This window comes from Pseudomonas flavescens (genome assembly GCF_013408425.1).
In the GTDB taxonomy this organism is placed as follows: Bacteria; Pseudomonadota; Gammaproteobacteria; order Pseudomonadales; family Pseudomonadaceae; genus Aquipseudomonas; species Aquipseudomonas fulva_A.
In genome coordinates, this window is the sequence record NZ_JACBYV010000001.1 from 5,483,020 (window position 1) to 5,507,477 (window position 24,458).

General features: G+C 64.4%; 19 protein-coding genes and 1 pseudogene. 17 read left to right on the forward strand and 3 right to left on the reverse strand.

The genetic code is table 11. The annotated features are described in order from the left end of the window. The first annotated feature begins 10 nt into the window (after positions 1-10). From FHR27_RS24495 to FHR27_RS24505, 3 genes are read left to right on the forward strand one after another with little or no spacing between them, the layout of a single operon-like run. Positions 11-1,036, forward strand: coding sequence for an aminoglycoside phosphotransferase family protein (locus tag FHR27_RS24495; protein WP_179539799.1), 1,026 nt, complete (start codon positions 11-13; stop codon positions 1,034-1,036). Beyond that, complete coding sequence (gene murU, locus FHR27_RS24500) at positions 1,033-1,704, forward strand: N-acetylmuramate alpha-1-phosphate uridylyltransferase MurU (protein ID WP_179539800.1); 672 nt, start codon at positions 1,033-1,035, stop codon at positions 1,702-1,704. The genes FHR27_RS24495 and murU overlap by 4 nt, the downstream gene beginning before the upstream one ends. Position 1,705: 1 nt before the next feature. Next, complete coding sequence (locus tag FHR27_RS24505; RefSeq protein WP_179539801.1) at positions 1,706-2,464, forward strand: DnaJ domain-containing protein; 759 nt, start codon at positions 1,706-1,708, stop codon at positions 2,462-2,464. A 21-nt stretch (positions 2,465-2,485) separates the two neighbouring features. On the opposite strand, the gene FHR27_RS24510 is transcribed toward FHR27_RS24505, so the two are convergent. Beyond that, positions 2,486-3,478, reverse strand: coding sequence for an alpha/beta hydrolase family protein (locus FHR27_RS24510; RefSeq protein ID WP_257026975.1), 993 nt, complete (start codon positions 3,476-3,478; stop codon positions 2,486-2,488). A gap of 126 nt (positions 3,479-3,604) precedes the next feature. Here FHR27_RS24510 and FHR27_RS24515 point away from each other — a divergent pair, with 126 nt between their 5' ends. From FHR27_RS24515 to trpE, 14 genes and pseudogenes are all read left to right on the forward strand, one after another. After that, entirely contained in the window at positions 3,605-6,007 is a 2,403-nt protein-coding gene (locus tag FHR27_RS24515) for a PAS domain-containing sensor histidine kinase (RefSeq protein WP_179539802.1), read from the forward strand. A 15-nt stretch (positions 6,008-6,022) separates the two neighbouring features. Continuing rightward, positions 6,023-6,652: a response regulator gene (locus FHR27_RS24520; protein ID WP_042556596.1), complete on the forward strand. Its 630-nt coding sequence runs from the start codon at positions 6,023-6,025 to the stop codon at positions 6,650-6,652. 218 nt (positions 6,653-6,870) lie between these two features. Continuing rightward, positions 6,871-7,980 carry an ABC transporter ATP-binding protein gene (locus FHR27_RS24525; protein WP_179539803.1) on the forward strand — a complete coding sequence of 370 codons (1,110 nt, stop codon included), beginning with the start codon at positions 6,871-6,873 and terminating at the stop codon, positions 7,978-7,980. Between the two features lie 44 nt (positions 7,981-8,024). Further along, on the forward strand, positions 8,025-9,059 hold the full coding sequence (locus FHR27_RS24530) for an ABC transporter substrate-binding protein (RefSeq protein WP_179539804.1): 1,035 nt from the start codon (positions 8,025-8,027) through the stop codon (positions 9,057-9,059). Positions 9,060-9,174: 115 nt separating this feature from the next. Continuing rightward, the gene (locus tag FHR27_RS24535; RefSeq protein ID WP_042556599.1) at positions 9,175-10,422 is read left to right on the forward strand and encodes an ABC transporter permease; all 1,248 of its coding nucleotides are present in this window, start codon (positions 9,175-9,177) and stop codon (positions 10,420-10,422) included. 17 nt (positions 10,423-10,439) lie between these two features. Beyond that, complete coding sequence (locus tag FHR27_RS24540; RefSeq protein ID WP_042556600.1) at positions 10,440-11,264, forward strand: ABC transporter permease; 825 nt, start codon at positions 10,440-10,442, stop codon at positions 11,262-11,264. A 110-nt stretch (positions 11,265-11,374) separates the two neighbouring features. Next, positions 11,375-12,745, forward strand: a complete 1,371-nt coding sequence (locus tag FHR27_RS24545) for a sigma-54 interaction domain-containing protein (RefSeq protein WP_179539805.1) — start codon at positions 11,375-11,377, stop codon at positions 12,743-12,745. A gap of 177 nt (positions 12,746-12,922) precedes the next feature. Next, entirely contained in the window at positions 12,923-14,071 is a 1,149-nt protein-coding gene (locus FHR27_RS24550) for an iron-containing alcohol dehydrogenase (protein ID WP_179539806.1), read from the forward strand. Positions 14,072-14,153: 82 nt separating this feature from the next. Beyond that, positions 14,154-15,542, forward strand: coding sequence for a hypothetical protein (locus tag FHR27_RS24555; protein ID WP_179539807.1), 1,389 nt, complete (start codon positions 14,154-14,156; stop codon positions 15,540-15,542). A gap of 43 nt (positions 15,543-15,585) precedes the next feature. After that, entirely contained in the window at positions 15,586-17,037 is a 1,452-nt protein-coding gene (gene gabD / locus FHR27_RS24560) for an NADP-dependent succinate-semialdehyde dehydrogenase (protein WP_179539808.1), read from the forward strand. 245 nt (positions 17,038-17,282) lie between these two features. Next, positions 17,283-17,408, forward strand: a pseudogene (locus tag FHR27_RS24565) (aldehyde dehydrogenase family protein); the annotation flags it as partial. Between the two features lie 303 nt (positions 17,409-17,711). Next, the gene (rpe, locus tag FHR27_RS24570) at positions 17,712-18,386 is read left to right on the forward strand and encodes a ribulose-phosphate 3-epimerase (protein WP_042556604.1); all 675 of its coding nucleotides are present in this window, start codon (positions 17,712-17,714) and stop codon (positions 18,384-18,386) included. After that, positions 18,383-19,063 (forward strand): phosphoglycolate phosphatase, encoded by a 681-nt coding sequence (locus FHR27_RS24575; RefSeq protein WP_179539809.1) that lies wholly within the window; start codon positions 18,383-18,385, stop codon positions 19,061-19,063. The genes rpe and FHR27_RS24575 overlap by 4 nt, the downstream gene beginning before the upstream one ends. Before the next feature lie 218 nt (positions 19,064-19,281). Continuing rightward, positions 19,282-20,760, forward strand: a complete 1,479-nt coding sequence (gene trpE / locus FHR27_RS24580) for an anthranilate synthase component I (RefSeq protein WP_179539810.1) — start codon at positions 19,282-19,284, stop codon at positions 20,758-20,760. 349 nt (positions 20,761-21,109) lie between these two features. Here trpE and FHR27_RS24585 read toward each other — a convergent pair whose 3' ends face one another. Beyond that, positions 21,110-22,843: an acetyl/propionyl/methylcrotonyl-CoA carboxylase subunit alpha gene (locus tag FHR27_RS24585; protein ID WP_179539811.1), complete on the reverse strand. Its 1,734-nt coding sequence runs from the start codon at positions 22,841-22,843 to the stop codon at positions 21,110-21,112. Continuing rightward, complete coding sequence (locus FHR27_RS24590; protein WP_179539812.1) at positions 22,840-24,453, reverse strand: 5-oxoprolinase subunit B/C family protein; 1,614 nt, start codon at positions 24,451-24,453, stop codon at positions 22,840-22,842. Before FHR27_RS24590 ends, FHR27_RS24585 begins: the two co-directional genes overlap by 4 nt. Positions 24,454-24,458: the final 5 nt, after the last annotated feature.

Consider the following 24,458-nt stretch of genomic DNA (forward strand, 5'->3'; position numbering starts at 1 on the left):
GACCCTTGTAATGCCTGATCAAGATGTACGTCTGCAACGCCTGCAACAGTGGCTCGAGCCGCAGCTGCAGCAGCTATTCGTTTCCAAGCAGTGGGGAGAGGTGCCACAAGCCCCGTTGCTACCGGCCAGCAGCGATGCCAGCTTTCGTCGATATTTCCGCTGGGAGGCAGCAGGGCGCAGCCTGATCGTGATGGATGCACCGCCTCCCCAGGAAAATTGCCGACCGTTCGTCGAAGTGGCCGCTTTGCTGGCGCGCGCGGATCTCAACGTGCCGCATATCCATGCCGCGGATCTCGAACAGGGCTTCCTGCTGCTCAGCGACCTGGGCCGCCGGACTTACCTGGATGTGATCGATAGCGACAATGCCGACAGCCTGTTCGCGCCCGCCATTGACGCCTTGCTCGCCTATCAGCGCCTGCCCATGGATACGCCATTGCCGCACTATGACGTCGCCCTGCTGCGCCGCGAACTGCAATTGTTTCCGGATTGGTATGTCGCCAGGGAGCTGGGCATCACCTTCGATGCCGCGCAGCAGGCTGCCTGGGAGCGCATTTGCACGCAGTTGATCGACAGCGCCCTGGCCCAGCCCAAGGTGCTGGTGCACCGCGACTACATGCCGCGTAATCTGATGATCAGCGAGCCGAACCCCGGTGTGCTGGACTTTCAGGACGCCGTCTATGGCCCCGTCACCTACGATGTCACCAGCCTGTTCAAGGATGCCTTCCTCAGTTGGCCGGAGGCGCGCGTGCAGGCCTGGCTCGAGGATTACTGGCAGCAGGCTCGGGCCGCAGGCATACCGGTGCAAGGCGATGTGCAGGACTTCCTGCGGGCCAGCGACCTGATGGGTGTGCAGCGCCACCTCAAGGTGATCGGCATTTTCGCGCGTATTTGCCACCGGGACGGCAAGCCCCGCTATCTGGCTGACGTGCCGCGTTTCTTCGCCTATATAGATGCGGTACTCGGCAGGCGGCCGGAACTGGCAGAGCTTGGCGAGCTGATTGCCCAGCTCAAGCACGCCGCGGGGGCTGCCCGATGAAGGCGATGATTCTCGCCGCCGGCAAGGGCGAGCGGCTGCGGCCGCTGACGCTGCATACGCCCAAGCCCCTGGTCAAGGCCGCCGGTGTACCGCTGATCGAGTACCACGTGCAGGCTCTGGCGCGCGCCGGTTTTACCGAGCTGGTGGTCAATCACGCCTGGCTCGGTCAGCAGATCGAGGATTATCTCGGTGACGGCGCACGGTATGGCGTGAGCATCCGCTACTCGCCCGAGGGCGAGCCTCTGGAAACCGGCGGTGGCATCTTCAAGGCCCTGCCTTTGCTGGGCGATGAGCCATTCGTGGTGGTCAACGGCGATATCTTCACCGATTACGATTTCGCCAACCTGCGCCGCCCGCTGGGCGGGCAGGCGCATCTGGTGCTGGTGGACAATCCGCCACATCACCCGAACGGCGACTTCCTGCTGCACGACGGCCAGGTCGAAGATGGCGTGGCGGGGCACGACAGCTTCACCTACAGCGGTATTGCCGTGTTGAGCGCGGCGCTGTTCGCCGGCAGCCAGCCGGGAGCCTTCAAGCTCGTGCCCTTGCTGCGCGATGCCATGGCGGCCGGGCAGGTCAGTGGTGAGCGTTTTTCCGGGTGCTGGGTCGATGTCGGTACCCACGAGCGGCTGGCCGAGGTCGAACGCCTGCTGACGGGCGAGCGCTGATATGTACTGGCCGCTGACGCTGGTTGGTGCCGTTGCGGGCTACGCGCTGGCGAGCATCCCCGGGCTGCTGCTTGGCGGGCTGCTGGGGCAGGTGCTCGACCGGCGCCTGGGGCTGCGTGGCTGGAAGGCGCTGGGAGAGCGACTGCGCAGCACCTCGGCGGTGGGCGACGAGCACTTGCTGTTCGTCATGCTCGGCCGCCTCGCGAAAAGCGATGGCGTGGTGCAGCAGGCGCATATCCGCCAGGCTCGTGCCGAGATGCAGCGCCTGGCCGTTGGCGAGGCAGCCAAGGCCAGCGCCATCGACGCCTTTTCTCGTGGCAAGACGGGGCAGGACAATCTGCGCGGGCCCCTGCAGCGCCGTCGCGCCGACGCGGATGCGCTGTTGCGCGCCTGCTGGCGCATGGCCTGGGCAGATGGCCGAGTGGGGCAGGCGGAACGTGAGCTGATCCTGCTCTGGGGCAAATGGCTGGGCGTTTCCGCCGATGCTCAGGAGGCGCTGAGTGCCGCCTACTCACCGCGCCGTGGACCACCCACTGCCGCTCCTGACAGTTACCAGCAGGCACTGCGGCTGCTGGGCGTGAATGCCGAGAGTGACACCCAGCAGATCAAGAAAGCCTACCGGCGCCTGCTCAGTCGTCATCATCCGGACAAGATGGCCGGCAGTGGTGCGGTGCCCGAAAAGGTCCGTGAAGCCACCGAGAAGACCCGCGAGCTGCACAACGCCTATGCGCTGATTCGCCAGCGCCGGGGTTTTCGCTGAGGGGGACTAGCGGCAGTGCGTCTACTTGCCGCCTGCCTGCTTGTCGAGCCAGCCGCGCAAGCGTCGGAACAGTTGCTCCTCGGCCACGTCGGCGTTGCCGGGCAAGGCGTCCAGGCCGACCTGCACGAAGGTCGGTTGCTTCTGCCGCTGACTGAGCTGTTTGCGCAGCAGCGCGGCCTGTCGAGCGGTAGTGCTGTCGCGATAATAGAAGTCACCGACACTGGCCTTGAGTTGCGCCAGCAGGTCGTTGATTGGCGATTCGAAGCCTTCTGGCTGACGAAGATCCACCAGCAGCAGATGCGCCACGTTGGCTGGTTTGCGCTCGGCGATATAGCGGGCCGCCCAGTAGGCGCCACTGCCGTGGCCCATCAGCACCAGTGTCTTGGCCTGTTGTTGCCCGGCAAAGGCGATGCCTGCGTCGATCCGGGCGAACACCCGCTCGACATGCGCGGCGCGCGCGGCTTCTGCGTTCTGGGTCGGCTCGGTGGCTGGTGCCGATGTTGGCGCGGGTTCGGGCGTGGCGGGCTCGGCAGGTTTCTCCGCGGGCACCTCCCCAGCCGCCGGGGCGGATTCGACGACGCGTATCGGAAGGTTGGCGCCCTGGGGATCCGGCAGGCTCAGGCTCAGGCTGTGCCAGCCGGCATCCGGCAATTTCTGGCGCAGCGGGCCGATTACCCTCGGTGCATCGGCACTCTCCTCGTCGCCCGGCAGCAGAATCACCGCACCCTTGGGGGCCGGGTCGTTGGCTGGCAGCCATAGGGCGAGGAACTGCGTGCCGGCGGCGTCGAGGCGCTGTTGCTCATTGGCCGCCAACTGACGTTCGAGGGCCAGGGCTTCGAGCTCACTGCGCTCGGCCAGAGGCGCGCGTTGCTCGGGCTTGGTTTCGGCTTGTTCGCCAGTGTCGGCTGGCGGGCTCTGCTCGCCATGCGCGGCCATGGTGCCTGTCAGCAGCATCAGGCACAGCATGTAGCGTGGCGAGTGGCGAAAGCGCATCATCGAAGGGCCCGAGGTCATGCTGAAACGTCAATAGACCCTAGAGCCTAATCACTTGTCGTGGATTTGTCAGATCCAGATGTAGCTTAATGCGGCCTTTCACGGCGGGCGCCTGCCTGCTATCTCCTCGCGTTTCGGTGCCCGAGCATGATCCACCGCTGGCTGTTTTTCCTGCTGCTGAGCCTGCCAACCCTGTCGTGGGCGGACGAGTCGCCGTCTGCCCCCGCGCCGATCTTCGATGCAGCGCAGCAGCAATGGCTGGCCGATCATCCCGTACTGCGTGCCGGGGTCGTCTTGCAGGCGCCCTATGCGCAACTCGACCGGCGCTTGCACCGCCTGACCGGTGCCAACGTCGAGATGATGCACACCCTGGCTGCCTTGATGGGCGTGCAATTGCGCTGGCGGACCTTCCAGACTCAGGAGGAGCTGGAAGAGGCGCTGCACACTGATCAGATCGACCTCGCCAGCGGCCTCGGCCAGACGCCTGCCGGGCTGCGTCGCTGGGTATTTTCCGATCCTTTCCTGCGGGTGTCGCATTTGTTGGTCGGCGAGCGCGACAGCAACGGTTCGGTGGACCTCGAGCAACTCGACGGTCGTTCGCCGATTGCCTTGAAGGTATCGGATGCCGTCCTCGACTACCTGCGCAGCAGTTACCCGAAACTCAGGCTGGATACCGCCAGTTCGCCGCGTCAGGCCCTGCAACGGGTAATCAATCAGCAGGCCAGCTACGCGGTGCTCGATGAAGCGCAACTGGGGCGTCTGTCCCGTGAGCCGGAATTTCTCGGCCTGGCGATAGTTGGCGATATCGGTTTTCCGCAACTGCTGCGTGTCGCCACCCGGCGTGACTGGCCGGAGCTGTCGGCCATCGTCGATGTCGCGCTGCGCAGCGTCTCCGCTCGCGAGCTGGATGATCTGCACAACCGCTGGCTGCCGCCGAGCTATCTGCAGCAGGAAAGCTCGTCGAGCTTCTGGCGCGGAATCAGCCTGCTGCTCGGTCTGCTGTTGATCTTCGCCCTGCTGCTGGCGTTGTTGATGCGTCGCCAGCGCGACACCCTGGAGTTTCGTCTGCTCGCCGCGCGTCACGAGATCGAGCTGCGTGAAGTCGCCCGCGATGCACTGCGGCTGTCGCAGTTTTCCATCGACAACAGCACGGTGGGCATTCTCTGGGTCAATTGGGACAGCCATGTGCGCTACGCCAACCGCGCGGCGGAGGCGATGCTTGGCTGTCGCAGCGGCGCTGTGGTCGATCGGCCGTTGAGCGATTTCGAGCCGAGCCTGAACATGGACCGCTGGCTCAACCTGTGGCGGCTGGCACGCAGTGGTGACGAGCGGCCGCCGAGCTTCGAGACCGAATGCCTGCGGGCCGATGGCAGTCGCTTGCCGGTGGATGTATCGCTGAGTTTTCTGCAGTACCGCGATACCGAGTATCTGGTGGTGTTCATCACCGATGTCACCGAGCGCCGCCGTGCCCTGGCCGCGCTGCAGGAGAGCGAGGCGCGGCTGCAGGGCATCGCTTCCAACGTGCCTGGCGTGGTGTTTCGTCTGGAGCGGGCCCGGCCCGGGGACCCAGCGTTGTTCGCCTTCATCGGTGAGGGCAGCGAAAGCCTGGTCGGCTATCGGGCATCGACACTGCTGGCGCCCGATCACGGTCTGCGCAGCCTGGTGCACCCGGACGACAAGGCCGACTACCACCGCGTTCAGGATCGCGCCTTCGACAGTGACAGCGACTGGCATTGGCAGGGGCGCATGCTCACCCATTCCGGCGAGTCGCGCTGGGTCGACATCAAGGCCATGGCCAGGCGCATGGCCGACGGTCGGCTGATCTGGGACGGCGTGGTTTGGGACATCAGCGAGAACAAACGCAACGAGCTGGCGCTGGCCGAATCGCAGATGCGTCTGCGCGATCTGTCGGCGCACCTCGAGAGCGTGCGCGAGGAGGAGAAGGCGCGCATCGCCCGGGAGGTGCATGACGAGCTGGGCCAGGTGCTCACCGTACTCAAGCTGGAAACCTCGATGTGCGAGCTGGGGTTCGCCGAGCTCGACCCGGGCCTGCGTGACCGACTGGACAACATGAAGAAGCTGATCGCCCAGTTGTTTCAACTGGTGCGCGACGTGGCAACGGCGCTGCGCCCACCGATTCTGGACGCCGGTATCGCCTCGGCCATCGAATGGCAGGCGCGGCGCTTCGAAGCGCGCACGCAGATTCCCTGCCTGGTCGAGGTGCCCGAAAACGTACCGCCACTGAGCGATGCCAAGGCGACCGGGCTGTTTCGCATCCTTCAGGAATCGCTGACCAACGTCATGCGCCACGCCGAGGCGCACACGGTGAGCGTGCGCCTGGAACTGCTCGGTGACAGTCTGCGCCTGTCGATCAGCGACGATGGCCGCGGTTTTCAGCCCGCTGCGGTACGTGCCGACTCCTTCGGTCTGGTGGGCATGCGCGAGCGGGTGCTGATGCTCGGCGGACAATTGACCCTCGACAGCCGCCCCGGCGAGGGTACCCTGTTACGGGTAAGGGTACCGCTGAGCGAGTGTGTGTCCACCGACTGAACAGGGGCTAAACGCGTGATCCGAGTACTGGTAGCCGAAGACCACACCATCGTCCGCGAGGGCATCAAGCAACTGATCGGCATGGCGCGTGATCTGCAGGTGGTCGGTGAGGCGAGCAACGGCGAACAGTTGCTGGAAACCTTGCGCAACACACCCTGCGAAGTGGTGTTGCTGGACATCTCCATGCCTGGTGTCAACGGCCTGGAGGCGATTCCGCGCATTCGCGCCCTGGCCCAGCCTCCGGCGATTCTGGTGCTATCGATGCATGACGAGGCGCAGATGGCCGCCCGCGCGCTGAAGATCGGTGCTGCCGGTTATGCCACCAAGGACAGCGACCCGGCCCTGCTGCTCACCGCGATCCGCAAGGTCGCCGGTGGTGGGCGCTACATTGACCCCGATCTTGCCGATCGTATGGTCTTCGAAGTCGGCCTGACCGATTCGCGGCCACCCCACGCGCGGCTTTCCGAGCGGGAGTTCTCGGTGTTCGAGCGTTTGGTGCAGGGGGAGGGCGTCAACGAGATCGCCGCTCATCTGGCGCTCAGCAGTAAGACTATCAGTACCCACAAGGCGCGTCTGATGCAGAAGCTCAACCTCAATTCGGTCGCCGACCTGGTGCGTTACGCGGTCGAGCACAAGCTGGTCTGACAGCCCGACTTGTCTATTCGCGACGCGCTCGCCTCGGGCCATCGTCGATCGAATCGTGGGCGCGCTCCGAGGACGTATCCATTTGCGACACGGCTGTAGGGCTCGCCCTACAAGCGCCTTTCCGACTCCCTTATATCAAAGTGTCAGTACGCCCGATTTGCAGGTTCTAACGCCGGTCCTAGTCTTGAACCACGGTAGAACAACAGGCAGGTGCGGTGATGGGCGACACTTCTTCGAGCGACATCCTGGTCAGCTTTCGTGGCGTGCAAAAAAGCTACGACGGCGAGAACCTGATCGTCAAAGATCTCAATCTGGACATTCGCAAAGGCGAGTTCCTGACCCTGCTCGGGCCATCCGGCTCCGGCAAGACCACCAGCCTGATGATGCTGGCCGGTTTCGAAACGCCCACGGCCGGCGAGATCACCCTGGCCGGCAAGCGCCTGAACAACGTGCCGCCGCACAAGCGCGACATCGGCATGGTGTTCCAGAACTATGCACTGTTCCCGCACATGACCGTCGCCGAAAACCTGGCATTCCCCTTGAGCGTGCGCGGCATGAGCAAGGCCGACGTCGGCGAGCGGGTCAAACGTGCGCTGTCGATGGTGCAGCTCGACGCCTTCTCCGGCCGCTATCCGGCACAGCTTTCCGGTGGTCAGCAGCAACGTGTGGCTCTGGCCCGTGCGCTGGTGTTCGAGCCGCAACTGGTGCTGATGGACGAACCCCTCGGTGCGCTGGACAAGCAGTTGCGTGAACACATGCAGATGGAGATCAAGCACATCCACCAGCGCCTGGGCGTGACCGTGGTCTACGTGACCCATGACCAGAGCGAAGCACTGACCATGTCCGACCGCGTCGCGGTGTTCCATCAGGGCGAAATCCAGCAGATCGCCCCGCCGCGTGAACTCTACGAGGCACCTTGCAACACCTTCGTGGCCCAGTTCATCGGTGAGAACAACCGCTTTGCCGGCCAGTTGGTGGAACGCAATGGTGACAACTGCACCGTGCAGTTGAGCCGCGGCGAGAAAGTCCAGGCCCTGGCCGTCAATGTCGGCCAGCCTGGCGATGCGGTGAGCCTGTCGATCCGTCCGGAGCGCGTTCGCCTGAATGCCGCCGCGCAGACCTGCGACAACCGTTTTTCTGGTCGTGTGTCCGAATTCATCTACCTTGGCGACCATGTTCGGGTGCGTCTGGAGGTGTGCGGCAAGACCGATTTCTTCGTCAAACAGCCGATTGCCGAGCTCGATCCTGCGCTCGCCGTCGGTGACGTGATCCCGCTCGGCTGGCAGGTCGAGCACGTTCGCGCCCTTGATCCGCAGTTGGCGGAATGATCGGCGTTTTCCGCTTTACCACAGCACTCGGAGCCAACATAAAAATGTCGAAGCTATTCTCCCTTTCCGCGCTGACACTGGGGCTGGTCTGCGCTGCACAGGTTCACGCCGCGGATCTCACCGTCATCAACTTCGGTGGCGCCAACAAGGATGCTCAGGTCAAGGCCTACTACCAGCCGTGGGAAGCGGCGGGTCACGGCAAGATCATCGCGGGCGAGTACAACGGTGAAATGGCCAAGGTCAAAGCCATGGTCGACACCAACAGCGTGTCGTGGGACCTGGTCGAGGTGGAATCGCCCGAACTGGCCCGTGGTTGCGACGAAGACCTGTTCGAAGAGATCGACTACTCGGTGGTCGGTGACAAGAACGCTCTGGTACCGGGCGCCGCTTCCTTCTGTGGCGTCGGCTTCTTCGTCTGGTCGACCGTCATGGCCTACAACGCCGACAAGCTGACCACCGCACCGACCAGCTGGGCCGATTTCTGGGACGTGAAGAAATTCCCGGGCAAGCGTGGCCTGCGCAAGGGCGCCAAGTACACACTGGAGTTCGCCCTGATGGCCGACGGCGTTGCGCCGAAGGACGTCTACAAGGTGCTGGCGAGCAAGGACGGCCAGGAGCGCGCGTTCAAGAAACTGGACGAGCTCAAGCCTTACATCCAGTGGTGGGAAGCCGGCGCTCAGCCGCCGCAGTATCTCGCTTCCGGTGACGTGGTCATGAGCTCGGCCTACAACGGCCGTATCGCCGCCACCCAGAAGGAAGGCAGCAGCCTGAAAGTGGTGTGGGACGGTGGCATCTACGACTTCGATGCCTGGGCCATCCCGAAAGGCGCGAAGAACAAGGACCAAGCCCTGAAGTTCATCGCCTACACCCTGCAGGCTGAAAACCAGAAGACCTATTCGGAAAACATCGCCTACGGGCCGGTCAACCCGAAAGCGGTCGATCTGCTGGACGCCAAGGTCGCCGCCGACCTGCCGACCGCACCGCAGAACATCGCCAATCAGGTGGCCATGGACGTGACCTTCTGGGCCGACTTCGGCGAAGTCCTGGAGCAGCGTTTCAACTCCTGGGCTGCCAAGTAACGGCTCGCTCGAAAGGTGAAAGCGCAGCTGCTTTCACCCGTTGCAAGGAGCGCCTGCATGCAGGCGCTCCGGCTTCACCCCCGAATTCCTTATCTGTTTCACCGGAGTTAGCCCCATGGCCCTAGCAGTGCCCCATGCCGAGGTCGCCGGCCCCTCGCTCAAGCAGCGTCTGGCGCGCGCCGAACGGATGAATCGCCTCAAGTCCCAGGCGTTGATCCTGCCGCTGGTGCTGTTTCTCGTCTTCACCTTTCTGGTGCCGATCGTGGCGCTGCTCAACCGCAGTGTGGATAACCCGGACGTGATCGGTTCGATGCCGAGAACCGTGGCCGCCATCGAAACCTGGGATGGTCGTGGCTTGCCCGCCGAGCCGGTCTATCAGGCACTGGCGCTGGATCTGGCCGAGGCGCGCGAGAAGCAGAGCATCGGTGACCTGTCCAAGCGCCTGAACATGGAGTTGGCCGGCTACCGCAGCCTGCTGGCCAAGACCGCGCGCTCGCTACCCTTCGAGGCCGAACCGGCATCCTACAAGGACGCGCTAGAGTCTTTCGATGAGCGCTGGGGCGATCCCGCCTATTGGCAGGTGATCCGTCGCAACACCAGCTCCTGGACCTCGTACTACCTGCTGGCTTCGCTCGACCATCGCGTCGATGACACCGGCGCCGTGGTCAAGACCACGCCGGATCAGGCCATCTACCTTGACATTTTCGCCCGCACCTTCTGGATGGGCGCGGTGATCACCGCCATCTGCCTGGCGTTGGCCTATCCGCTGGCTTACCTGCTGGCCAACCTGCCGACCCGTCAGGGCAACCTGCTGATGATCATGGTGCTGCTGCCGTTCTGGACCTCGATTCTGGTACGCGTCGCGGCCTGGATCGTGCTGTTGCAGTCGGGCGGTCTGATCAACTCGGCGCTGATCAAGCTGGGATTGATCGACCAACCGCTGGAGCTGGTGTTCAACCGGGCGGGCGTGTACATCTCCATGGTGCACATCATGCTGCCGTTCATGATCCTGCCGATCTACAGCGTGATGAAGGGCATATCGCCGAGCTACATGCGTGCGGCGATCTCCCTTGGCTGTCATCCGTTCGCCAGCTTCTGGCGGGTGTATTTCCCGCAGACCCTGGCCGGCGTCGGTGCGGGCTGTCTGCTGGTGTTCATCCTGTCCATCGGCTACTACATCACCCCGGCGCTGCTCGGTAGCCCGAGCGATCAGATGGTCAGCTACTTCGTCGCCTTCTACACCAACACCACCATCAACTGGGGCATGGCCACCGCGCTGGGCGGCTTGCTGCTGGTCGCCACGCTGCTGCTCTACGTGGTGTACAGCTGGCTGGTGGGCGCTGGTCGCCTGCGTCTGGGTTAATGAGCGGAGAATAGAAAATGCTGAGCCCTTACATGTCTCCCGTGGAGCGCGCCTGGTACTACGGCCTGCGCCTGCTCTGCGGCCTGGTGCTGCTGTTCCTGGTGCTGCCGATCCTGGTGATCGTGCCGCTGTCGTTCAACTCCGGCACCTTCCTGATCTACCCGATGCAGGGGTTCTCGATGCGCTGGTACGAGGATTTCTTCGGCTCGGCTGGCTGGATGCGCGCGCTGAAGAACAGCATGATCATCGCCCCGGCGGCGACCGTGCTGGCCATGGTGCTGGGTACCCTGGCCGCCATCGGCCTGACCCGCTCGGAGTTCCGCGGCAAGGCGCTGGTGATGAGCCTGCTGATTTCGCCGATGGTGGTGCCCGTGGTGATCGTTGGCGTCGCCAGCTACCTGTTCTTCGCGCCGCTGGGCCTGGCCAACGGCTACCTGTCGCTGATCGTGGTGCACGCGGTATTGGGCGTGCCCTTCGTGATCATCACCGTGTCCGCCACGCTGCAGGGCTTCAACTACAACCTGGTGCGTGCCGCGGCCAGCCTTGGCGCCTCACCGATCACCGCGTTCCGCCGGGTGACCCTGCCGTTGATCGCTCCAGGCGTGATCAGTGGCGCGCTGTTCGCCTTCGCCACCTCCTTCGATGAGGTGGTGGTGACCCTGTTCCTCGCCGGCCCGGAGCAGGTCACCCTGCCGCGGCAGATGTTCAGCGGTATCCGCGAGAACCTCAGCCCGACCATCGCCGCTGCCGCGACCCTGCTGATCGGCTTCTCGGTGCTGCTGTTGCTGACCCTCGAGTGGCTGCGCGGGCGTAGTGAGAAGCTGCGTACCCAGGTCGAATAAGTCTCTACGTTTCGTAACCGCCGCACACCCCTCGGTTGCGGCGGTTTTTTTATGCCTGGGGATCGGGCGGAGTAAACTGCTGCGCTCTCCCGCGTTTCCCGGAAAGCCCCATGGATTTCGACGATCCCAGTTTTCGCGAGCTGCTCGATGCGCTGCACGACGGCGTGTACATCACCGATGCCGATGGCATCACCCTCAAGGTCAACAGCGCCTACGAGCGGCTCACCGGGCTGCGCAGCGAGGATGTGGTCGGCCAGCACATGCAGGCGCTGGTCGAGCAGGGGGTGATTTCCCAGTCGGTGTCGCTGCGGGTGCTCAAGGAGGGCAGGGCGCTGTCGCTGATGCAGAGCGTCAGCCAGGGCAAGCGCCTGCTGGTCAGTGGCACGCCGATCTTCACCGCCGAAGGCCAGGTTCGCTACGTGGTCAGCACCGTGCGCGACATGACCGAATTACTGCGCATGAAGCACGAGCGCGACGAATTGCAGCAGCTCAAGCAACTGCGCAACAGCACCGCGCGCCTGCATGCCGGCCAGCGCGACGATCTGCTCGACGCTTCACCGGTGGCCGACCACCCGGCATCCGGGCGGGTTTTCGCTCAGGCCCGCCAGGTCGCTGCCAGTGACGTGAAGGTCCTGCTGCAAGGCGAGACCGGGGTCGGCAAGACGCTGATCGCCCAGTACATCCACAAGAGCAGCCCACGGGCCGCGCAGCCGTTCCTGGCGCTTAACTGCGGTGCCTTGCCGGAAAACCTGATCGAAGCGGAGCTGTTCGGCTACGTGCCCGGCGCTTTCACCGGCGCCGGCAGCAAGGGCAAGCGCGGCCTGCTGGAGCTGGCGCACCACGGCACGGTGTTTCTCGACGAGATCGGCGACCTGCCGCTGGCCCTGCAGGTGAAGTTGCTCAAGGTCATCGAGGAAAGTCGTTTCATCCCGGTCGGCGGTCTGGAACTCAAGGAAGTGGACGTTCGCATCATCACCGCTACCCACCATGATCTGCGCGCCATGGTCGGCGACGGGCGATTTCGTGCCGATCTCTATTACCGGCTCAACGTGGTACCGATCCACATTCCGGCACTGCGTGAGCGGCGTGAGGAAATCCAGCCGCTGCTCGACTTCTACCTGACCGAATTCAATCAGCGCTACGGGCGCCAGCTCGAGTGGGGGCTGGAGGCCCTGGACGCGCTGACCGACTATTCCTGGCCGGGCAACATCCGCGAACTGATCAATCTGGTCGAGCGCCTGGTGGTTACCTGCAGCGGGGCGGTCGTCGAGCTCTTCGACCTGCCCGAAGAGATGCGCAACAGTGAGCGGGACGCCAGTGACGACAGCCTGCTGCCGTTGCGCAAGCAGGTCGAACAGCTCGAGCGACGGCTGATCCGCAACGCCCTGGTGCAGCACAAGACCACCCGCGAAGCCGCCCGCGTGCTCGGCATGAGCCAGGCCACCCTGGTGCAGAAGATGAAACGCTGGGAGCAAGGCTGATCGGAAAATGGATCAGGCGAGGTCTTTCTGATCCATTTGCTGATCGCTGCAGCACCCCAATAGCCTGTGGCAAATCGACGCAACCCCTCTACGGCAAGGGTTTCGTCAGGCTGGCACAGGAATCGCTATGACAGGCCCGAACCCGCAAAGCTGAACACCACATAAAAGGGCCTGATGATGAGTATTGCCGCATTCAAGATCGCCAATAAGCTGCTGACCGGCCAAGGCGCCGTCGAGCAACTGGCGAACGAACTGCCCCGTCTGAACATACTGAACCCGCTGATCGTCACCGATGCCATCCTGATCAAGTCGGGCACCGTCGAGCACGTTCTCAAGCAACTGGGCGAGCGCGCCTATGGCATCTTCGATGGCGTCGAGCCGGAGCCGGAGATCGCCATCGTCGAGGCCTGCGCCAAGGTGTACCGAACGGGCGGTCATGATGGTCTGATCGGCGTCGGTGGCGGCAGCGCCATCGATATCGCCAAGGCGGTGGCCGGTTACGTCGGCCATGACGGCGCGTTGGAGGAGCTGTTCGGTGTCGATCAGGTCAAGCGTAAAGGCCCGCCACTGATCGCCATTCCGACCACGGCCGGTACCGGTTCGGAAGTGACCAACGTGTCCATTCTTTCCGACAAGCAGGCGCAACTGAAAAAAGGCATCGTCAGCGATTACCTGTTGCCCGACGTCGCCCTCGTCAGCCCGCTGATGACCCTTACCTGTCCGCGCAGCGTGACGGCGGCCAGCGGCGTCGATGCCCTGGTGCATGCCGTGGAGTCGTACCTGTCGGTGAATGCCTCGCCGATCACCGATGCGCTGGCCATTGGCGCCATCAAGCTGATCAGCAAGGCGCTGCCCAAGGCCTACGCCAACCCGGCCGACCTCGTCGCCCGTGAAGACATGGCCACCGCCAGCCTGATGGCCGGCATGGCATTCGGCAACGCCGGCGTGGGTGCGGTGCATGCCCTGGCTTATCCGTTGGGCGGGCGTTTCAATATCGCCCACGGGGTCAGCAACGCGCTGCTGCTGCCCTACGTGATGGCCTGGAACAAGTTGGCCTGCGTCGAGCGCATGGCCGAGATCGCCACCGCCATGGGCGTGCAGACCTTTGGCCTGAGCGACAAGGCCGCTGCCGACCTGGCCGTCGAGGCCATGGCCGAGCTGTGCGCCAGCGTCGATATCCCCAAGGGCATGCGCAGCTTCGGCGTGCCGGAGGATGCCATCCCGGCCATGGCCGAGGAGGCCAGCAAGATCGACCGCCTGATGCGCAACAACCCGCGTCGCCTGACGGCCGGCGACATCGAGCAGATCTACCGCGCCGCCTATTGAGCACCTGCAACAGCTGATGACGCGCCCCGGTTCTGCCGGGGCGTACTGGTTTACGTCCATACTAATAACATTGGTAATCCAAATGTCCGAACTGCACCAACAAGGCCCGGAGGCGCCCTACACGCCCCTTGGGCCATTCAAGCTGCGTCTGCCTTTCATCCATTATCGCTTCGAAATCTCCGACTACATGCAGGGTCTGCTGATGTGCGCGGTGGATCTGGCGGCGATCCCGCTGATGACCGAATTCCTCGGCATGCCCTTCGAGGTGGCGCTGGCAGTGGTCATGCTCAACGGTCTGCTGTACCTGATCCACCACCTGCTTGGCGACCCGGTGGTGCCGGGCTGGATCACGCCGGCCATTCCCATGCTCATGGCCTATTGCAGCCAGTTCCCGGAGGGCGCCGAGCGGGTGCACGCGCTGATCGCCTTCCAGTTGATGCTGGGGATATTCTCCATCGGCCTGGGCATGACCGGGATGGCACGCAGGGTGGTGTCGCTGGTGCCCTCGGCGCTCAAGGCCGGAATCATCATGGGCGCCGGGCTCAGTGCGGTGGTCACCGTGTTCAAGGAGGGCGGCCGCTTCGACGCCTTCCCCTGGACGATCTCCATCGCCATCGGCGTGGCCTTCTACTTGGTGTTCTCCATGCACTTCCAGGAGCTGAAGAAGTGCAACCGCTTCTGGTGGAACTTCGCCAAGCTGGGCATCTTCCCGATCATCCTGCTGGCGGTGATCGTCGCGCCGATCTTCGGCGAAGCACCCTGGCCGAGCATCGAGTGGGGCATCAGCAAGCCCGACTTCATCACCCTGTGGAACGAATACACCGTGTTCGGCCTCGGTATGCCGCCGCTGATGATGTTCGTCACCGCCATCCCCACTGTGCTGGCCGCCTATCTGGTGGTGTTCGGCGACGTACTGAGCAACCAGGCGATCCTCGACGAGGGCGGCAAGGTGCGCCGCGACGAGAAGATCGACTTCGATCCCAATCGCTCGCACCTGCTGTTTGGCGGGCGTAATGCGCTGATGAGCATCCTCGGCCCCGATGTGGCGATGTGCGGCCCACAGTGGGCAGCCATGCAGGTGGTGATCACCGAGCGCTTCAAAGGCGGCGCCAAGGCGATGAAATCCATCTACGGCGGTGTCGGTTCGTTCCGCTGGGGCACCAATACCGGCTTGCTGCTGTTGCCGGTGGTGACTCTGGTGCAGCCGATTCTCGGCGTCGCCCTGGCGCTGACCCTGCTCATTCAGGGCTACGTGAGCGTACGCCTGGGCATCATGGAAGCGCGCAGCCAGCGCGATCTGGGCATTGCCGGGGTGATCGGCGCGGTGCTGGCGATCAAGGGCGCCGGCTGGGCGTTCGCCATCGGTCTCGGCCTGTGCCTGCTGATCTATGGCACCCGCTTCTTCCGCGGCGAGAACGACCAGACCTTCAGCAAGGACCTGCCGCCCGCCGAACCGGTCGGCAAAGACTAACTATCAATCCGGGAACCGACGGCTCCCGGCCACTGGAGAGATCATGAAACTCAACGATCCCGATCTGCTGCGTCATCAGGCCTATATCAATGGTCAGTGGCGCGACGCCAGCGACGGCGCCACCACGGAAATCTTCAATCCGGCCAATGGTGAATCCCTGGGCCGCGTGCCGAACCTGGGCGCCGCCCAGACCCGCGCGGCCATCGAGGCTGCCCGTGATGCCCAGCCGGCCTGGCGCGCGCTGACCGCCAAGGAGCGCGCTGCGCGCCTGCGCAACTGGTACGAGTTGATGCTCGCCAATCAGGAAGACCTGGCGCAGATCATGACGGCCGAGCAGGGCAAGCCACTGAGCGAAGCGCGCGGCGAAGTGCTGTATGCCGCCTCGTTCATCGAGTGGTTCGCCGAGGAAGCCAAGCGCGTCTATGGCGATACCATCCCCGGTCATCAGGCCGATAAGCGCCTGCTGGTGACCAAGGAGCCGGTCGGCGTGACCGCTGCGATCACGCCCTGGAATTTCCCCGCGGCGATGATCACCCGCAAGGCTGGCCCGGCCCTGGCGGCTGGCTGCGCCATGGTGCTCAAACCTGCGCCGCAAACGCCTTTCAGCGCTCTGGCTCTGGCCGTACTGGCCGAGCGTGCCGGCATTCCAGCCGGGCTGTTCAGCGTATTGCCGGCAGACGCCGAGCGCTCCCGTGAGGTGGGCGCCGAACTGTGCGCCAACCCCATCGTGCGCAAGCTGTCGTTCACCGGCTCCACCGGTGTCGGCATCAAGCTCATGAAGCAGTGCGCGCCGACGCTCAAGAAACTGTCCCTGGAGCTGGGTGGCAATGCACCCTTCATCGTCTTCGCCGATGCCGATCTGGATGCTGCGGTAGAGGGCGCCATGGTCGCCAAGTACCGCAACGCCGGGCAGACCTGCGTCTGCGCCAACCGCCTGTACGTCCACGATGCGGTGTACGACGCCTTTGCCGAGAAGCTCGCGGCAGCGGTTGCCAAACTCAAGGTCGGACACGGCGACGAGGCGGGCGTGACCACCGGCCCGCTGATCGACGGCAATGCCGTGGCCAAGGTGCAGGCGCATCTGGCCGATGCGCTGGAGAAGGGCGCCAGGGTCGTGCAGGGCGGCAAGGCGCTGGGCGGCAACTTTTTCGAGCCGACCGTGCTGGCAGACGTAACCACCGAGATGCGTGTCGCCCGCGAGGAAACCTTCGGCCCGCTCGCACCGCTGTTTCGCTTCAGCGACGAAGCCGAGGTGGTACGCCAGGCCAACGACACCGAGTTCGGCCTGGCCTGCTACTTCTACACCCGCGATCTGGGCCGTACCTTCCGGGTGGCCGAGGCGCTTGAGTACGGTATGGTCGGTATCAATACCGGGCTGATCTCCAACGAAGTGGCGCCGTTCGGCGGCATGAAAGCCTCCGGCCTGGGCCGCGAGGGCTCCAGGTACGGCCTCGACGAGTATCTGGAGATCAAGTACCTCTGCCTGGGTATCTGAGCGGCTCTTTCGAGGCGTTGGTAGAAAAGCCGATCAGCGTGCTTGAGGTTTGCACGCGTAGCGGCATGCACGGTGGACGGGTGAAGCGTCGTCCACCCTACGACTTGGATCGCACTCCGAAGGCGCTGGCTTGCCGGCTAAACGATAGTCGTAGCACCGAAATGGCAGCATGTAGGGTGGATGACGCTCTTTTCATCCACCTTCGTGGTTGCTGCCTGGTGGACGGGTGAAACGTCGTCCACCCTACGACGCTGATCTCCAACGAAGTGGCGCCGTTCGGCGGCATGAAAGCCTCCGGCCTGGGCCGCGAGGGCTCCAAGTACGGCCTCGACGAGTATCTGGAGATCAAGTACCTCTGCCTGGGTATCTGAGCGGCTCTTCGAGGCGTTGGTAGAAAAGCCGATCAGCGTGCTTGAGGTTTGCACGCGTAGCGGCATGCACGGTGGACGGGTGAAGCGTCGTCCACCCTACGACTACCGCCGCCATCTTCAGTGAGCGCGTTTGCGCGTGGGCATCTGCTCCGGCATGTAGCCCGGTCCGAGCGTAGCGCCACCCGGGGGCTGCGCCCAACCCAAGCTACGAGCGGTGCAGACTCCAAGCCGTGCGCCTGTCGATCAAAGGCCTGTCAGTCGTTACAATGCGCGCCACCGTGACCAAGCACTCAGAGGTGCGCCATGCAACCCTTCGCCATCGCCCCGTCGATCCTTTCCGCCGACTTCGCTCGCCTGGGTGAGGAAGTGGACAACGTACTCGCCGCCGGGGCGGACATCGTCCATTTCGATGTCATGGATAACCACTACGTGCCCAACCTGACCATCGGCCCGATGGTCTGCACGGCGCTGCGCAAGTACGGCGTCACCGCGCCCATCGACGTGCACCTGATGGTCAGTCCGGTGGATCGCATCATCGGTGACTTCCTCGAAGCCGGTGCCAGCTACATCACCTTCCACCCTGAAGCCACCCTGCACATCGACCGCTCCCTGCAGTTGATCAAGGATGGCGGCGCCAAGTGCGGCCTGGTGTTCAATCCGGCGACCTCGCTGGAGTCACTGAAGTACGTGATGGACAAGGTCGACATGATCCTGCTGATGAGCGTCAACCCCGGTTTCGGTGGCCAGAAATTCATCCCCGGCACCCTCGACAAGTTGCGTGAAGCCCGCGCCCTGATCGACGCCAGTGGCCGTGACATCCGCCTGGAAATCGACGGTGGCGTCAGCGCCAAGAACATCCGCGAGATCGCCGAAGCGGGCGCCGACACCTTCGTCGCCGGCTCGGCGATCTTCAATCAGCCGGACTACAAGGCCGTGATCGACGCCATGCGTGCCGAGCTGGCCCAGGTGCGTGGATGAAACCGCTGCGCGCGCTGTGCGCCGGTGAGCTGCCACGTCTGGTGATGTTCGACCTGGACGGTACCCTGGTCGATTCGGTGCCGGACCTGGCCACCGCCGTCGACCGCATGCTGGTCGAGCTGGATCGTGAGCCCGTCGGCGTCGAGTGCGTGCGCCAGTGGGTCGGTAACGGCGCGCGCGTGCTGGTACGCCGTGCCCTGGCCGGCGGCATGGATCATTCGTCGATAGGCGAGGCCGAAACCGATGCGGCGTTGGCGCGCTTTCTCGATATCTATGCCGACTGCCACGATCTGATCAGCCTGTACCCCGGCGTGCACGAACTGCTCGAAGCCCTGAGCACTGCCGCCGTCGAGCTGGCCGTGGTCACCAACAAGCCGGAGCGTTTCGTCGCGCCGCTGCTTGAGCAGGTTGGCCTGGGTGGTTATTTCCGCTGGATCATCGGGGGCGATACCCTACCCCAGCAGAAGCCCGACCCGGCCGCGTTGCTGCAGGTGATGCGACTGGCTGGAGTGACGGCCGCGCAATCGCTGTTCATCGGCGACTCGCGCAGCGACGTACTTGCCGCTCGCGCCGCCGGTGTGCCCTGCGTGGCAGTGAGTTACGGTTACAACCATGGCCGACCGATCGCCGAAGAAGAGCCGCAGTTGGTGGTCGATAGCATGGCCGAACTTCTCTGAGGGCGCACCTGCGGCATTTGGTTGCCTGAACCGAGCGGCTGCGCTACCTTGGCCGCTCGTTATTCCCCCTCTTCGAGATGCGCCCGTGGTGGTCACCTGCAAACTCTGGATGAAAGTCATCAAGGCCCTGGCCCGCTGGCGCTGGCGCGCCTGACATTCATCTGCCGCAACAGGCGGCCCGTTCGCACTGACCGATTTTCCAAGCCACGAGGCTGATCATGATCCATGAAGAATTCCTGCGTTTGGCCGCTGAAGGCTACAACCGCATTCCGCTTGCCTGCGAAACCATCGCCGACTTCGACACGCCACTGTCGATCTACCTGAAGCTGGCCGACGCGCCCAATTCCTACCTGCTCGAGTCGGTGCAGGGCGGCGAGAAGTGGGGCCGCTATTCGATCATCGGCCTGCCGGCGCGTACCGTGCTGCGCGTGCACGACCACAGCGTGGTGATCAGCACCGATGGCGTCGACGTCGAACGCCACGAATGTGCCGACCCATTGGACTTCGTCGAGACCTTCAAGGCTCGCTACAGCGTACCGACCATTGCCGGTCTGCCGCGCTTCAACGGCGGCCTGGTCGGCTACTTCGCCTATGACAGCGTGCGCTATGTGGAACCGAAGCTGGCCGGTGGCGTCAACCCCGACACCCTGGGTACCCCGGACATCCTGCTGATGGTCTCCGACGCCGTGGTGGTGTTCGACAACCTGGCCGGCAAGATGCACGCCATCGTGCTGGTCGACCCGGCCGAGCCCGACGCCTTCGCCCGTGGCCAGGAGCAGCTGCAGGCCATCCTGCACAAGCTGCGTCAGCCCTTCACGCCGCGCCTTGGCGTAGACCTCAACAAGGCGTCGGGTGAGGAGCCGTCCTTCCGCTCCAGCTTCAGCCGCGACGACTACGAACGCTCGGTCAACGCCATCAAGGATTACATCCTCGCTGGCGACTGCATGCAGGTGGTGATCTCCCAGCGCATGTCGATCCCGTTCAAGGCCGCGCCCATCGACCTGTATCGGGCACTGCGCTGCATCAATCCGACGCCGTACATGTACTTCTTCAACTTCGGTGACTTCCACGTCGTCGGCTCGTCGCCGGAAGTGCTGGTGCGCGTGGAAGACAACCTGGTCACCGTACGCCCCATCGCCGGCACCCGTCCGCGCGGCGCCACCGAAGAGGCCGACCTGGCGCTGGAGCAGGACCTGCTCTCCGACGCCAAGGAAGTCGCTGAGCACCTGATGCTCATCGACCTGGGCCGTAACGACACCGGCCGCGTCTCGGAAATCGGCTCGGTGAAGCTGACCGAGAAGATGGTCATCGAGCGTTATTCCAACGTCATGCACATCGTTTCCAACGTCACCGGCGAGCTGAAGAAAGGCCTTACCTCCATGGACGCCCTGCGCGCCATCCTGCCGGCCGGTACCCTCTCGGGCGCACCGAAGATCCGCGCAATGGAGATCATCGACGAGCTCGAACCGGTCAAGCGTGGCGTCTATGGCGGTGCGGTCGGTTACTACGCCTGGAACGGCAACATGGACACCGCCATCGCCATCCGCACCGCAGTGATCAAGGACGGCGAACTGCACGTCCAGGCTGGCGCCGGCATCGTCGCCGACTCGGTCCCCGCCCTGGAGTGGGAAGAAACCCTCAACAAGCGCCGCGCCATGTTCAAGGCCGTTGCCCTCGCCGAACAAAGCGGCTCCTGAGTGCCTTGACGGCACCAGAGTCCCCAGGCTGCACACAAAAGCCCCATCCACCCGGATGGGGCTTTTTGCATCAGCGCCGCGATCGCCAGCAAGCTGGCTCCTACACAGGAGGCTGTTCGTGTAATTGATAGCCGGATGGGTTTGCTCGAAGCGATATCCACAAAGGTCCTGAGTGCACCCTCGCACCGACAGCCAACCCGCAACTTCCTTGTAGGAGCTGGCTTGCCAGCGATGTTCTCGCACGCGGCTCGCCGTTCTGAAAGTAGGGTGGACGTCGCTTCATCCGTCCACCATCGTGATGGTGAATGGAAACGGCGGCCCTTATCCACCCTGCTGGTTTGCGGCGATATCAGCCTTCGAGTTTGGCCAGCGCTACGCCTGCGTCGAGGTAGGCGCCGGCCTGTTCGCGGATGGTCAATGTGCCGCTCACCGGCGCGGTGATCTGGGTTTCCATCTTCATGGCTTCCATCACGGCAATCACGTCGCCGGCCTTTACCTGGGTACCATCCTCGACCAGCCAGGCATGCAGGTTGCCGGAAATCGGCGCTGTCACCAGGCCTTCTTCCGCTGTGGGGGGCGCTGCCTGGGGAGCCGCTTGGGTTCCACCGGCCAGCGGTGTCAGGCCTTGCAGCAATGCACTGGGCAAACCCAGTTCATGGCGTTTGCCGTCGATCTCGATGAAGGTGCGCAGCACGGCGGCATCAGCGGCTGGCAGGGTGCGTGGTGCGAGGGTGATCTGTTCGGCGAAATCGGTCTCGATCCAGCGCGTGTGCACGGCGAAGCGCTCGGGGCCGGTGAAGTCGTCGTGGGCCATCACGGCCTGGTGGAACGGCAGCACCGAGGCGATCCCTTCGATCTGGAATTCGGCCAGCGCACGGCGGGCGCGAGCGATGGCCTGTTCGCGGGTGGCGCCGGTGACGATCAGTTTGGCCATCATCGAGTCGAAGGTGCCGGGCACTTTCGAGCCGCTTTCCACGCCGCTGTCCAGGCGCACGCCGGGACCGCTCGGGGGGCGGAATGCAGCGATCTGCCCCGGGGTGGGCAGAAAGCCCTTGCCGGCATCTTCGGCGTTGATACGGAATTCGAAGCTGTGACCACGGGGTGTTGGCGTTTCGCTGAACGACAGCGGCAGGCCGTCGGCGACACGCAGTTGTTCGATCACCAGATCGATGCCGGTGGTTTCTTCGGTTACCGGGTGTTCGACCTGCAGACGGGTGTTCACTTCCAGGAACGACAGGGTGCCATCGGCGCTGAGCAGAAACTCCACGGTACCGGCGCCGACGTAGCCAGCCTTGGCGCAGATGTCGTGAGCGGCCTGGTGGATGCGCTGGCGCTGCTCGTCACTGATGAAGGGCGCAGGTGCCTCTTCCACCAGTTTCTGGTTACGCCGCTGCAACGAGCAGTCTCGCGTGCCGACCACCACCACGTTGCCGTGGGTGTCGGCGATCACCTGCGCTTCGATATGCCGCGGGCGGTCGAGGAACTGCTCGACGAAGCACTCCCCACGCCCGAACGCCGCCTCGGCTTCGCGTACTGCCGAGGCGTACAGCTCGGCGACTTCATCCATGCGCCAGGCGACTTTCATGCCCCGCCCACCGCCGCCGAACGCGGCCTTGATGGCGATTGGCAGACCATGCTGCTCGGCGAAGGCCAGCACTTCGGCAGCACTTTGCACTGGGCCGGGCGTACCGGCGACCAGTGGCGCGCCGACCTGCTGGGCAAGCTTGCGGGCCTCGACCTTGTCGCCGAGCACGTCGATGGTTTCCGGGTTGGGACCGATCCAGATCAGCCCGGCGTCCTGCACGGCACGGGCGAAGTCGGCACGCTCGGAGAGAAAACCGTAGCCGGGGTGCACGGCATCGGCACCGGCGCGTTTGGCGATGGCCAGCAGTTTGCCGATGTCGAGGTAGGTGTCGGCGGGGCGCTCGCCGTCCAGGGCATAGGCTTCGTCGGCCTGGCGGACGTGCAGGGCGTCGATGTCGGCGTTGCCGTACACGGCCACCGAGCCAATGCCCTGGTCGCGGCAGGCGCGGGCGATGCGCACGACGATTTCACCACGGTTGGCGATCAGTACTTTTTTCATGGGATCTCTTTCACGTCGGCAGTGGAAAGGAGGGCGTCGGCCTGCAGCTCGGCGAACGCATCGATCGGGTTGAAGCGGATCTGCGCATTGATCGGTATCTGTCCGGCCAGGTCCAGGTGGTGGCTGGCCACGGCGGCGATCACCGGGTAGCCGCCGGTCAGCGGATGGTCGGCAAGGAACAGCACCGGTTGGCCACTGGCAGGCACCTGAATGGCGCCGAGCGAGGTGCCTTCGCTGGGCAGCTCGTCAGGGTTGCAACGCTCCAGCGGCACCTCACCGGCCAGGCGAATGCCCACCCGATTGGATTGCGGGGTTACGCGCCACAGCTGGCTGCTCAGCCGTTGGATGGCGGCTTGGGTGAACCAGTCGCTGCGCGGGCCCATGACCACATCCAGGGTGATCACGTCGTTGGCGGTCGGTAGCGCGAAGGCGGGCGCTTCCTGCACCGATACGCTGCAGCCACCGCTGGTTTCGTTGAAGCCCAGCCGGTCGCCGGCAGCCAGGGCCGGGGGGCCGACCTGCGCCAGGGTGTCGGTGGCCAGGCTGCCCAGCACGGGCGCGACAGCGAAGCCGCCGCGAATCGCCAGGTAGCTGCGCAAACCCGCCTTGGGGGCACCCAGGCTGACGCGGTCGCCGTCTTCCAGTTCGATGGGCTGGTAATTGCCAGGCTGCCACTGCAGGCCGCTGGCGGTGGTCACGGTCAGCGGCGTGCGCGCGCCGGTGACGGCGATGATCGTGCGTCCATGGCAGACGAAGCTCAGGCCGCCGAGCACCACTTCCAGGCAGGCGCTGGCGGAGTCGTTGCCCACGGCGCGATTGGCCGCGCGCAGGGCGCCACGATCCAGCGCGCCGGACATCGACACGCCCTGGTCGGTGTGACCGGCGCGGCCGAGATCCTGCAGCACGCTCTGCAGACCGGGGGTGAGAATTTCCAGGTGGGCGCCGCTGCATGTTTCGCTGGCCGCGGGCTGCTCGTGCGCTGGCAGGCCGCCGGGCGGTAGTGGCCCGGCATCCGTGAAGCGCACCTTGTAGCCGGGGCGCAGCAGGGCCGGTTCGTCGCGCCCCAGGTCCCACATCTGCAAGGGCGTGACGCCGATGATCTGCCAGCCGCCGGGGCTGGCCTTGGGATAAACACCGCTGAAGTTGCCGGCCAATGCCACCGCACCAGCCGGGATGCGCGTGCGCGGGGTTTGTCGGCGCGGTACCTGAAAGCCCGCGCCCCCGGTGAGATAACCGAAGCCCGGCGCGAAGCCGCAGAAGGCGACCTCGTAGTCTGCGCTGGTATGGCGGCTGACTACTTCTTCACGGCTGATGCCCAACAGGCTGGCGACCTCGTCGAGATCCTCGCCGTTGTAATGCACGGGGATCTCCACGCGGCGGCTTTCCCGCGTGCTGCGCTGGCTCAGGTCGCGGCGGGCGATGTGGTTGATCAGCACCTGCCGGTCGACAGCACTGGGTCGGTATTGGATCAGCAAGGTGCGCGCTGCCGGGACGATTTCTTCGATGCCGGCTATGGGCGTGGCCTGCAGCGAGTCGAACAGCGCCAGGGTTTCGTCCAGATCGGCCAGTTCCACCAGCAACGCATCCAGATTGACGGGGAGAAAACGCACTGCAA